The sequence below is a fragment of the Ancylobacter mangrovi genome, from assembly GCF_024752355.1.
GTDB classification, from domain to species: domain Bacteria; phylum Pseudomonadota; class Alphaproteobacteria; order Rhizobiales; family Xanthobacteraceae; genus Ancylobacter; species Ancylobacter mangrovi.
Window position 1 is genome coordinate 458,620 of sequence record NZ_JANTHZ010000002.1, and the last position, 11,904, is coordinate 470,523.

At 69.2% G+C, this 11,904-nt stretch carries 10 protein-coding genes; 4 read left to right on the top strand and 6 right to left on the bottom strand.

The annotated features are described in order from the left end of the window. Positions 1 to 150: 150 nt before the first annotated feature. The 5 genes from dnaK to NVS89_RS07500 form a co-directional block, all read right to left on the bottom strand. On the bottom strand, positions 151 to 2,049 hold the full coding sequence (gene dnaK, locus NVS89_RS07480) for a molecular chaperone DnaK (protein ID WP_258731973.1): 1,899 nt from the start codon (positions 2,047 to 2,049) through the stop codon (positions 151 to 153). A gap of 226 nt (positions 2,050 to 2,275) precedes the next feature. Next, the gene (locus NVS89_RS07485; protein ID WP_258731974.1) at positions 2,276 to 3,508 is read right to left on the bottom strand and encodes an HlyD family secretion protein; all 1,233 of its coding nucleotides are present in this window, start codon (positions 3,506 to 3,508) and stop codon (positions 2,276 to 2,278) included. A gap of 2 nt (positions 3,509 to 3,510) precedes the next feature. Continuing rightward, positions 3,511 to 3,918, bottom strand: coding sequence for a hypothetical protein (locus NVS89_RS07490; protein ID WP_258731975.1), 408 nt, complete (start codon positions 3,916 to 3,918; stop codon positions 3,511 to 3,513). A 126-nt stretch (positions 3,919 to 4,044) separates the two neighbouring features. Beyond that, positions 4,045 to 4,968 carry a sugar phosphate isomerase/epimerase family protein gene (locus NVS89_RS07495; RefSeq protein ID WP_258731976.1) on the bottom strand — a complete coding sequence of 308 codons (924 nt, stop codon included), beginning with the start codon at positions 4,966 to 4,968 and terminating at the stop codon, positions 4,045 to 4,047. A 161-nt stretch (positions 4,969 to 5,129) separates the two neighbouring features. Next, positions 5,130 to 5,516 (bottom strand): VOC family protein, encoded by a 387-nt coding sequence (locus tag NVS89_RS07500; RefSeq protein ID WP_258731977.1) that lies wholly within the window; start codon positions 5,514 to 5,516, stop codon positions 5,130 to 5,132. Positions 5,517 to 5,730: 214 nt separating this feature from the next. On the opposite strand from NVS89_RS07500, the gene NVS89_RS07505 reads away from it, so the two are divergent. From NVS89_RS07505 to NVS89_RS07515, 3 genes are all read left to right on the top strand, one after another. Beyond that, positions 5,731 to 6,420: a glutathione S-transferase family protein gene (locus NVS89_RS07505; RefSeq protein WP_258731978.1), complete on the top strand. Its 690-nt coding sequence runs from the start codon at positions 5,731 to 5,733 to the stop codon at positions 6,418 to 6,420. Further along, complete coding sequence (queG, locus tag NVS89_RS07510; protein ID WP_258731979.1) at positions 6,396 to 7,556, top strand: tRNA epoxyqueuosine(34) reductase QueG; 1,161 nt, start codon at positions 6,396 to 6,398, stop codon at positions 7,554 to 7,556. The genes NVS89_RS07505 and queG overlap by 25 nt, the downstream gene beginning before the upstream one ends. Positions 7,557 to 7,641: 85 nt before the next feature. Beyond that, positions 7,642 to 8,511 carry an NAD-dependent epimerase/dehydratase family protein gene (locus NVS89_RS07515; RefSeq protein WP_258731980.1) on the top strand — a complete coding sequence of 290 codons (870 nt, stop codon included), beginning with the start codon at positions 7,642 to 7,644 and terminating at the stop codon, positions 8,509 to 8,511. Here NVS89_RS07515 and NVS89_RS07520 read toward each other — a convergent pair. Beyond that, on the bottom strand, positions 8,508 to 9,215 hold the full coding sequence (locus NVS89_RS07520; RefSeq protein ID WP_258731981.1) for a TetR/AcrR family transcriptional regulator: 708 nt from the start codon (positions 9,213 to 9,215) through the stop codon (positions 8,508 to 8,510). The genes NVS89_RS07515 and NVS89_RS07520 overlap by 4 nt on opposite strands. A gap of 634 nt (positions 9,216 to 9,849) precedes the next feature. Here NVS89_RS07520 and NVS89_RS07525 point away from each other — a divergent pair. Continuing rightward, positions 9,850 to 11,727 carry a potassium transporter Kup gene (locus tag NVS89_RS07525; RefSeq protein WP_258731982.1) on the top strand — a complete coding sequence of 626 codons (1,878 nt, stop codon included), beginning with the start codon at positions 9,850 to 9,852 and terminating at the stop codon, positions 11,725 to 11,727. Positions 11,728 to 11,904: the final 177 nt, after the last annotated feature.

An 11,904-nucleotide genomic window follows, 5' to 3' on the forward strand; every position in this document is an offset into this window, starting at 1 on the left:
CCCGCGCAGGAAGCGCGGGCACACGGTCAAGGCAGGCGGATCATGCAGGATTCCTGCCGCCACGGGCGGCGTTTCACGCATCGATCCACAATGCCGAATGAATTTCGCCCCCGGGACGGTTCCCGGGGGCGCACTGAACTCAGAAGCCGGTCAGGCCGACTTCTTCTTGTCGTCGTCGACCTCGGTGAACTCGGCGTCCACCACGTCGTCCTTCGGCGCCTCGCCGGCACCGGCGCCCTCGCCCTGCTGGGAGGCGTACATCGCCTCGCCGAGCTTGAGGGACGCCTGCGCCAGGGCGTTGGTCTTGGCGTTGATCGCCTCGGCGTCGTCACCCTCGATGGCGCTCTTGAGCTCGGCAAGCGCCGTCTCGATCGCGCTCTTCTCGGCCTCGCCGACCTTGTCGCCATGCTCGGCGAGGGCCTTCTCGGTCGAGTGCACCAGCGCCTCGGCGTGGTTCTTCGCCTCGACGGCGGCACGACGCTTCTTGTCTTCCTCGGCGTGCGCCTCGGCGTCCTTCACCATCTTGTCGATGTCGGAGTCGGAAAGGCCGCCCGAAGCCTGGATGCGGATCTGCTGCTCCTTGCCCGTGCCCTTGTCCTTGGCCGACACGTTGACGATGCCGTTGGCGTCGATGTCGAAGGCAACCTCGATCTGCGGCACGCCGCGCGGCGCCGGCGGAATGCCGACGAGGTCGAACTGGCCGAGGATCTTGTTGTCCGCCGCCATCTCGCGCTCGCCCTGGAAGACGCGGATCGTGACCGCGGTCTGCCCGTCCTCGGCGGTGGAGAAGGTCTGGCTCTTCTTGGTCGGGATGGTGGTGTTGCGGTCGATCAGGCGCGTGAACACGCCGCCCAGCGTCTCGATGCCGAGCGAGAGCGGGGTCACGTCGAGCAGCAGCACGTCCTTCACGTCGCCCTGCAGCACGCCGGCCTGGATCGCGGCGCCGATGGCGACCACCTCGTCCGGGTTGACGCCCTTGTGGGGCTCCTTGCCGAAGAACTGCTTCACCGCCTCCTGCACCTTCGGCATGCGGGTCATGCCGCCGACCAGCACCACCTCGTCGATCTGACCGGCCGAGAGGCCCGCATCCTTGAGCGCCTTCTTGCAGGGCTCGACGGTGCGCTGGATCAGGTCATCAACCAGCGCCTCGAACTTGGCGCGGGTGAGCTTCATCGTCAGATGCTTCGGACCCGAGGCATCGGCGGTGATGAAGGGCAGGTTGATCTCGGTCTGGGTCGCGCTCGACAGCTCGATCTTGGCCTTCTCCGCCGCCTCCTTCAGGCGCTGGAGGGCGAGCTTGTCGTTGCGCAGGTCGATGCCCTGCTCCTTCTTGAACTCGTCGGCGAGGTAGTTGACGAGCCGCATGTCGAAGTCTTCACCGCCGAGAAACGTGTCGCCGTTGGTGGACTTCACCTCGAACACGCCGTCGCCGATCTCGAGGATCGAGACGTCGAAGGTGCCGCCGCCGAGGTCGTAGACCGCGATCGTGCCGGCCGACTTCTTGTCGAGGCCGTAGGCGAGCGCGGCCGCGGTCGGCTCGTTGATGATGCGCAGCACCTCGAGGCCGGCGATCCGGCCCGCGTCCTTGGTGGCCTGGCGCTGGGCGTCGTTGAAGTAGGCCGGGACGGTGATGACCGCCTTGTCGACCTTGGCGCCGAGATAGGCCTCCGCGGTCTCCTTCATCTTCTGCAGCGTGAAGGCGGAGATCTGCGAGGGCGAATATTTCTTGCCGTCCGCCTCGAGCCAGGCGTCGCCATTGTCACCCTTCACGATCGAATAGGGGACGAGCTTCTTGTCCTTCTCGATGATCGGGTCTTCGTAGCGGCGGCCGATGAGGCGCTTGACCGCGAAGAAGGTGCGCTCGGGATTGGTCACCGCCTGGCGCTTGGCCGGCTGGCCGACCAGACGCTCGCCGTCCTCGGTAAAGGCGACGATGGACGGGGTGGTACGCGCCCCTTCCGCGTTCTCGATCACCTTCGGCGAGGTGCCTTCCATGACGGCGACGCAGGAATTGGTCGTGCCGAGGTCGATGCCGATGACTTTAGACATATTGTTTCTCCTTCCGGCAGGCCGGCCGGACCTTATTGAAGCACCCGGAGAGACGTGGCTGAGCTTTCACCGCACCGCGCCCCCGGACCGGCCCCCAAACAATAGGGTACGACGCTATCCGCGCCGTTCGTCGCCGATATAGGGGGCACCCGTTTCCGCCGCAAGAAGGAGCGTGCGGTTTAAGGCGGCACTCCGCAACGGCGCGCCCGCTCCCGCTCCTCGCCCCTCAATGCCCGCCGAAGACGAGGATCTGGATCGGCAGGATGACCGCCTGCAGCCGCAGCAGCAGCGCGTGCACCAGCGCCACCGCGTCGACCGCGTGGAGATAGACCGCCGTCAGCCCGCTCACCTCGCCCGAGGCGATGCGCTCGTGGTTGCTCGAATAGGCATTGGCGATGCAGCTCGAGCCCGGCGGCACGCCGTCGAGCCCGCCCTGGTAGAGCGGATCGAGGAACACGGTGATGGTGCCCGGCCGCGCGGTCTGCTGCGCGTCCTGGAGCTGGTCGGCGGCGCGCAGCTGGCCGGCGGCGATCGCGTCCTGCACGCTCGTCACCACCATCGGGATGACCACCAGCGGCTTCGACAGGCACACCGCCTCGGCGACCATGCCGACCTTCATCACCTGGGCCTCGATCTGCCCGAAGCCGGCGACGAGCTGCTCGCGGCCCGCCCCGTCGGGGATGAGGACGCCAGCCGGGCGCAGCATCGGATTGACGACGTCGCCGACCCTCAGCGTGAACTGCTCGATGCGGCCCGCCGTGCCGGCCCGCACGAGCGTCTTACCAAGTGCGACCTCGGCCTCGGCGAGGGCGGATTCGGCGCTCGCCTTCTGCGCCGGCAGCAGCACGTTGGCGCGCGCCTCCGCCGCCTCGCGGGCGGCCTGCGCCGCCTTCACGCCGCCCTCGCGCCCGTCGACCACCACCTGAAGGCGTTCGATCTCGCGGGCCGAGACCACGCCGGCATTGCGCCGCTGCAGCTCCTGCTTGGTGTCGAGCTCGTCCTGCGCCTGCTGAAGCGCCTTCTGCGCCTGCTGCACCTGGCCGTCGGCGGCGGCGATGTCGGCCCGGGCGGTGACCATCGCCGCGTCGGTCTCGGCGATGCGGCGCCGGGCGGTCTCGGCCTGGGCCTTCTGGGTCGCGTTGTCGAGCTCGAAGATCGGGTCACCCGCATTCACGTGGTCGCTCTTGCCCACGAACACCTTCGCGACCCGCCCGCCGGTCTCGGGCAGGATGGGGACGGTGCGGAAATAGGCGGTGACGTTGCTGGTCGCGGGGTGGTTGTAGAAGATGACCGTGATCAGAGCGATGGTGAGCATCAGGCACGCGGTGATGCCCCAGCGCAGCTCGTACCAGACCGAATAGAGCGTGATCTCGCGCCCGAACCGCTTGCCCTGCCCGTAGCGCCGGTAGAGGTAGTCGGGAAAGACGGTGACCAGAGAGCACAGCAGCAGTTCGAGCATGGCTAGCCCCCGGCCTGCCGGTCGCGGTCCGCCGGCTCACCGCCCGCCATCCGCTCGGCGGCGACCGCTATGCGCCGCAGCGGGCTGGCGAGATCGGGAATGTCGATGAAGGCGAGCAGCAGCGCCGCCACCCAAAACAGGTGGATGTGGGTGAACAGCGCCAGCAGGCAGAGGACGGCGACGATCTCCATCTGCAGCTTCTGCGACTTGTGGGCCATGCGCTCGGGCAGCGAGTGCAGGGCGAGGAACAGCACGCCCGCCAGCAGCACCACGATTATCAGCGTCGCGATCGCCACCCAGAGCAGCACGTCGGGGCTGCCCGGAGCGGTGATGAAAAAGGGCAGGTGCTCCACGGCGACGGGATGCTGGGCAAGCGTTTGGCCGGCGATCGCCTGTGCGGAAGGTTCCATGCGCTCCCCCGATCGCGACGCCCCTCAAAGAGGCGCCTTTACTTGCCGCGCATGAGCTATGGACCCGCGCCCTCACACTGTCAAAGCCGCTCCGTCCGACCGCAGCTGCGGGCGGGCGGCAGCGTGTCAGACCGGTTCGGCAGCGGGGCGGAAGCGGGCGGCGAGGCCCTTCAGCACCCCGACCTGATCCCGAAGCTCGCGCCAGTGGCGCGGGTCGAGCTCCATCACCGCGACCGCGCCGGGCGCCGGCTGCACCGCCTGCACCACCGCGTCCCAGTCGATGCCGCCCCAGCCGATCGGCAGATGCAGGTCGCCCTCGCCGAACGCCACCGCCTCGGCGGGCTGATAGGTCCACAGCGCGCTCGGCATGCCGAAGGAATCGTGCAGGTGGAAATGCGCCACATGCGGGCCGAGCGCGGCGATCTCAGCCAGCGGGTCAAGCCGCGCATCGGCGCAGCGCAGATAGGCGTGGCTGACGTCGAGCGTCGCCTTCACCGCGTCGTGCTCGATCGCGGCGAGCTCGCCCGCGAGCTTGGAGGGCGTCGCGGTTTCGCGGGCGCCTGCGAAGCGGAAGATGTTCTCCACGCACAGCCGGACGCCGAGCGGCGCCGCCCGCTCGCCGGCCCGGGCCAGCGCGTCGCGCTGGCGCGAATAGGCGACCTCGATGTCGTCGCCCGGATCGGTGACGAAGCCGGTGTGCATGACGAGATGCTGCGCGCCGAGAGCGGCGGCGATCTCGATATTGGCTTCCAGCACCTTCTCGTGGCGCGGCAGGCGCTCGGGAATGTCCATCAGGTTGATGGCGAGCGTGCCGTGGACCGAATAGGCGAGGCTGTGGCCCTCCAGCGCCCGGACGAGGTCCGCGACGCGCTCGTTCAGCAGGCGGCCGCCGACGATGAGATGCCAGGCATAGACCGGCAGCTCCACCAGATCGACGCCGAGGCCCTCCGCTTCGTCGAGGGCGGCGCCGATATCGTCGAATTCGGGGCTGCCTTCGCGAATGGCGTAGCCGCTGGCGCGGATCGGGGAGACCGGGATGTGCATCTGCATCGATCAGCTCTTCCTGAAACCGGGGTGGAAACGGACGCCGCGACTCACGGCCCCGCCTTATGCGCGCGATTTATGGCACGCGGATTACAATTCGGCCGAATCCGATGCCGTACCAATCGTTTAGGGCGATGACGGCGCCGCCGGACATGCCTGCCGATGGGTCACATCTGCGGCGAAATCCACCCCGTGACGGCCCCTTCCGTATCGCTCACGACCGCGATCCGGCCGACGCCCGGCACGTCGAAGGCCGGGCGCAGCGCCTCGCCGCCCGCCGCTACCGCCTTTTCCAGACGCGCGTCGACGTCATCGACCGCGATATAGGAGAACCAGTGCGCGGGAAGCGACCCGAACGCCGGCCCGGCCAGCGGGAACAGCCCGGCGACGCGGGTTTCGCCGAGCCAGGCGATGAAGTAGGCGCCGCCGTCCTCCATCGGCATCGGCTCGAAGCGCCAGCCGAGCGTGGCGCTGTAGAAGGCCATGGCCTTCTCCGGGTCGCGCGAGTTCAGTTCGTTCCAGACGAAGACGCCGTGCTGGGGCGTGGCTGCCATGACACCCTCCTCGAGGCGATGGTTCGGCGGGGGCCGCTCGCAGTGATCCTCGCCTTAACGATCAGGAAAGGATAGCGCGCGGAATCTGCCATCGAGCGCCGCCACGGCAAAAGCCCGGCGCCATGAAGGCGCCCCGATGGCTTGCGATGTGGCATGAACCCTTCTAGACCCATGCATCAGGCCGCCCGGCGACGGCCACGGTAACCTCCCGAAAATGCAGCTTTATCATCATCCTTTCTGTGCTCATTCGCGGCTCGTACGCCTCGCTTTCGGCGAGATGGGCATCGAACATCTCCTGATCGAAGAGCGTGTCTGGGAGCGTCGGCCCGAATTCCTGACGCTGGATCCTGCCGGCACCACGCCGGTGCTGGTGGAAGACGACGGTTTCGTCATACCGGGCATCGACGTCATCACCGAATATATCGACGAGACCCGCGGCGCGGTGCTGGGCGATCGCCGCCTGCTGCCGACCGACAGCCTGGGCCGGGTCGAGGTCCGCCGGCTGGCCGGCTGGTTCAACCACAAGTTCTTCGCCGAGGTCTCCGAGCCGCTGATCCGCGAGAAGGTCTACAAGCGCTACATGCCGCGCGAACTCGGCGGCGGGCCGCCCGACATGGCGGTGATCCGCGCCGCGCGCTCGAATATCCGCTACCATATGCACTATATCGGCTGGCTGCTGAAGGCGCGGAACTGGCTGGCGGGCGACCGCATGAGCTACGCCGACCTCGCTGCCGCCGCGCATATCTCCTGCGTCGACTATCTGGGCGACGTGCCATGGGAAGAGGACGAGGGAGCGAAGATCTGGTACGCGCGCATCAAGTCGCGACCCGCCTTCCGGCCCCTGCTGGCGCTGACCATGGCGGGCATGCCCCCGGCCCCGTGCTACGCGGACCTCGACTTCTAGAGCCGGCGGCGGCGAAGGCGTTCCTGTTCGAGCTTGCCCGCGCCGAAGGCTTCGACGCGATGGGCGTGGCGGCGCCCGGCGCCATCCCGCAGGCCGGCCCGCGGCTGCGGCAATGGATCGCCGAGGGCGCCCATGGCGACATGGACTGGATGCCCGAGACCGCCGAGCGCCGCGCCGCGCCCGGCAATCTGTGGCCCGAGATAAGCTCCGTGGTCATGCTCGGCCTCAATTACGGGCCGGACGAGGACCCGCGCACCGCGCTCGCGCACCAGAGCGCGGGTACCGTCTCGGTCTATGCCCGCGGCGACGACTATCACGAATTGATCAAGGGCAAGATGAAGCGCATCTGCTCGCGCTTCGTCGCCCGCACCGGCGGGCCGGAAGCCGTGCGGGTGAAGGTGTTCGTCGACACCGCGCCGCTGATGGAGAAGCCGCTCGCGGAGGCCGCCGGGCTCGGCTGGCAGGGCAAGCACACAAACCTCGTCTCGCGCGAGCGCGGCTCCTGGCTGCTGCTCGGCGCCATCGCCACCGATCTCGCCCTGCCGCCCGACGCGTCGGGCGACGACCATTGCGGCTCCTGCCGCGCCTGCCTCGACGCATGCCCGACGCAGGCCTTTCCCGCGCCGTACCGGATCGACGCGCGACGCTGCATCTCCTACCTCACCATCGAGCACAGGGGCCCGATCCCGGTCGAGCTGCGCCCGCTGATGGGCAACCGGATCTATGGCTGCGACGACTGCCTCGCCGCCTGCCCCTGGAACAAGTTCGCCGCGCTGGGGCGCGAAGCCCGCCTTGCCGCCCGCGAGGAGAACCGCGCGCCCCCGCTCGCCGAGCTGGCCCGGCTCGACGACACCCGCTTCCGCGCCCGCTTCACAAAGAGCCCGATCAAGCGCACCGGGCGCACGCGCTTCCTGCGCAACGTGCTGATCGCCATCGGCAATTCGGCGGACGCCCGGCTCGCCCCGGAGGCCGAGCGCCTGCTCGCCGACGAGGCGCCGCTGGTGCGCGGGGCGGCGGTGTGGGCGCTCTCGAAGCTGCTGCCGCCCGCCGAAGTTGCCCGGCTCGCGATGCTCCACGCGAGCGAGCCCGATGCCGGGGTGCGCGAGGAGTGGCGGCTCGCTAGACTGGCCGCATGAGACAGCCCAGGTCCCACCGCATCGATCGGCGCCGTGCCGCGGCGTCGCCGGCTGCCACCTTGCCGACCTCGACCAAGGCGCCGGCATGACCACGCTGCTGTGCCTCGGCCTCGGCTATTGCGCCCGCCATTTCATCGCCCGCCACGGCCGGCGCTTCACCCGCATCGTCGGCACCAACCGGACCGGCGCGCCCCATCCCGGCGTGGAGGTCCTGCGCTTTGACGGCGGCACGGCCGACCCGGCGCTGCTCGCCGCCGCCGGCGCCGCCGATATGGTGCTGGTCTCCGCCGCGCCGGGCGAGGACGGCGACCCCTTCCTCGGCGCGCTCGGCACCGCGCTGATCGCCGCCGGGCGGCGCGGGGCGATCGTGTATCTTTCCACCATCGGGGTCTATGGCGACCGTGGCGGTGCCTGGGTCGACGAGAGCGCGAGGCCGCAGGCCAGCGCGCCGCGCACCGTGCGCCGCGTCGAGACCGAGGCGGGCTGGCGCACGCTCGGCGAACTGGCCGGACGGCCGGTGGCGGTGCTGCGGCTTGGCGGCATCTACGGGCCGGGCAGAAACCCGCTGCGGGACGTCGCCGCCGGCACCGCGCGCTGCATCGAGCGCGAGGGGCAGGCATTCAATCGCATCCATGTCGACGACATCGCCGACGCGATCGATGCCGCCCTCGCGACCGGCCATGACGGCACCGTCAACGTGGTGGACGACGAGCCCTCGCCCTCCTGCGCGCCGGTGCGCTTCGCGGCGGAGCTGCTCGGGCGGCCCGCGCCCGAGGCGGAGCCCTATGAGGAGGCGGCCCGAACCATGTCGGCGATGGCGCGCTCCTTCTGGGCCGACAACCGGCGGGTGAGGAACGATCGCCTGCATGCCCTGCTCGGGCACGGCCTCGCCCATCCGAGCTATCGCGAGGGGCTCACGGCGCTGTTCGCTGCCGGGGAGGGCCGCGCGTCCTAAGGAAGCGGCGCGAAGGCGCGCAGGAAGGACGAGACGGTGTGGCCGACGACCCGGTCGATGCAGGCGGCATCCGGCCGAGGGGCGCCGCCGAACAGCATCGACGTCACGATCATGGAATGGCAGCCGATAATGAACTGCCAGGCGGCCAACTCGACATCGTCTATCTCGAGCTCGCCGCGCTCCATCTTGACGCGGAGCCAAGCCGACAGCCGCTCGACCGCCGCCTGCTGCCCGGCCGAGATGAACTCGCGGCCGATATCGGGCAGCTTCTCCACCGTGCCGAGCACCATGCGCACCGTCGCCAGATGCTCCGGCTGGACCATGGCCTCGACATAGAGATGGCCGATGCGGGTGAGGGCGTCGCCCACCTCGTCATTCTCGTCGAGCACGAAGAAGCGTTCGGCGACCTGCCCGCAGGCCTCGCCCACCATGGCGCCGAACAGCTCTTCCTTGGAGGGGAAATAGAGATAGAGCGTGCCCTTGGAGACGCCGGCGGCGCGGGCAATCTCGCCCATGCTGGCGCCGTCGAAGCCGCTGGAGAGGAAGACGTCCCGCGCCCCGTTCAGGATCTGCCGGCGCTTTTCCGGGCTCGACCCGGCGTGGCCCGCCTCGAGCGAAGCGAGGCGCCGTCCTTCATCCCGCGCGACCGCAAGTCCCTGCAGGGAGCAGACGGGTTCGGTATCGGCGAGGCGGCGGCGGGCCATGAGGCGAACATCATCCATACACGACAGAAGCTGGCCGCGATGCACGAACCGCGTGCGGCGATGTGTTCGTTTCATCGCGTAACGCCCCAACATGGCACGCTCGATCGGGTTCCCCAAGTCCCCGAGATAAAAAATGACCAAACCGTTCGGTTTTTATTGCGCCGCGTCCAATGGGGCCCTATAGATCACTCACCTGCGGTGATGCTGTGGAGGTTCCCGCAAACCTCCACTGGGCCATGCCGATAGGCGAGGGAGGAGGGTTATTCCGCCCCCCAAATCCTCCTCCCTCATCTTCTTCCCCGATCGGCGTGGCACCGGCAGTGCCCGCGCCTCGGGCGAGCGGACCACCTCTCCCCGGAACCGACCCCTTCCGCATCCCATAGGCGCCCGCGGCCGCGGGCGCCCTGCACGCCTGCGCATGCATGGCCGGGCGGCGCAGGAGCCCGTCTCTGTGCGAGAGGGCGCGAACGGGTCTTGGCACTAACGGGTCTTGGCGCGAGCGGCAGGGCAGAGTATTGCTCGCTTTCCGGACATCAGGCGCGCGTGCTTCCCATTTCCATGCCCCGACACGGTCCCAGTCCCCGCCGGGGCAGATATCGCCCGACCCATATTGCGGCGCGGAAGGTAGCCCTGCATGGCTGAACCCAGACCCGCCCGCGCCCTGCCCTTCGCCGCCGAGACCGCCGCACTGGGCGTGGTGTTCGGCGATATTGGCACCAGCCCGCTCTACGCCTTCAAGCAGGGCCTGCTGGCGGCGAGCGGCACCGGCAGCCTCGATTCGAACGTGTTCGGCCTGCTCTCGCTGATCACCTGGGCGGTGATCCTGTCGGTCACCATCAAATACGTCATGCTCGTGCTGCGGGCCGACAACGACGGCGAAGGCGGCATCCTCGCGCTGGTGACGCTGCTCGACCTGCACCGCAGCGCCACCGGCCGGCGCCTTCTGCTGCTGGCAGCCGGCCTCGTCGGCGGCGCCATGCTGATCGGCGACGGCGTGCTGACGCCGGCGATCTCGGTGCTCTCGGCGATCGAGGGTCTCGAGGTGATCGCCCCGCCGCTCGACCACTGGATCGTCGCCGTGACCGTGCTGGTGATCCTGATGGTGTTCGTCTCGCAGCGGGCCGGCACGGACCGGATCGGCGCCTTCTACGGCCCGGTCATGCTGATATGGTTCGCCACCCTCGCCGGCCTTGGCATCTACGGCATCGCGCAGGCGCCCCAGGTGCTGTTCGCGCTCGATCCGCGCCATGGCATCGCGCTTGTGGTGCTGCATCCGGGGCTTGCTGGCGCGGTGCTCGGCGCGACCTTCCTCGCCATCACTGGCGGCGAGGCGCTCTATGCCGATCTCGGCCATTTCGGACGGCCGGTCATCACCCGCGCCTGGCTGTTCGTCGCCATGCCGGCGCTGCTGCTGAACTATTTCGGGCAGGGCGCGGACGTGCTGATCCACCGCGAGGCGGTGCGCAACCCGTTCTACGACCTCTCGCCCGACCCGATCGACGTGCCTCTGCTGATCCTCGCCACCGCCGCGACGGTGATCGCCTCGCAGGCGATCATCACCGGCGTGTTCTCGCTCGCCAAGCAGGCGATCGAGCTCGGCTACCTGCCGCCGATGCGCATCCGCTACACCAGCGAGCACAACGACCAGCACATCTATATCGGCCGGCTCAACTGGATCATGATGCTCGCCTGCGCCGCCATCGTGGTGTCGTTCGGCTCGTCGGATCGGCTCGCCTCGGCCTATGGCATCGCGGTGGCGATGGCCATGGTGGCGACCACCATCCTGTTCATCGCCTATGTGCGGCGGAGCTGGCAGTGGCCGGTGCCGGCGCTGGTCGCCCTCGCCTGCGGGCTGTTCGCCATCGACCTGCCCTTCGCCGTCGCCAACCTCACCAAGCTGCCGGACGGCGGCTGGCTGCCGGTGGGCATCGCCGCCATCGTGCTCGTCATCATGGTGTCCTGGCGGCGTGGGCTCGAAGGGCTCGGCCTGCAGCAGCGCCGCTTCACCGAGCCGCTGGACGACTTCGTCGCCCGCGGGCGCCCGTCCGCCTGCGCCATCAGCCCGCGCACGGCGATCTTCCTCTCGCGCGGCGGGGCGGTGACGCCGGTGGCGCTGGGGCGGCTTTCGGACCTGCTCAACGTGCAGTTCAGCCGGTCGGTGATCGTCTCGGTGTGGATCGCCGCACGTCCGCGCGTGCCGGTCGACGAGCGGGTGCGCGTGCTCACCCTCGATCCCGTCCATGTGCGGGTCGACGTGCGCTTCGGCTACATGCAGCAAATCGACGTGCCCTCGGTACTCGGCCCCGCGCTCTATGCTCAAGGCATCGACCCGGACGAGGCGGTCTATGTCATCGGCCACGAGCGGGTGATCCCGCCCGACGGCATCGGCGGGGTGCGCGACGCGCTCGCGCATCTGTTCGCCTTCCTCGCCCGCAACGCCGAGCGCTCGGTCGACCGCTTCGGCCTGCCGCGCCCGCGTACCATCGAGATCGGCTATCCGGTGCGGCTGTGAGCGGGGCGGGGTGGAATCCTCCGGCCGCCCGCCGCCACCGCCCGATCACGCCCTTGCGAGCGTTACGGCAATGTCACGTCGGCGCCTCTATCTGGGAACACAAGCCACGGCGCGAGACGTCGCCGGCGATACGGGCGAGGCCATCCCTCCTGCGGTTTTGCGGCCCGCCGGGCCGAT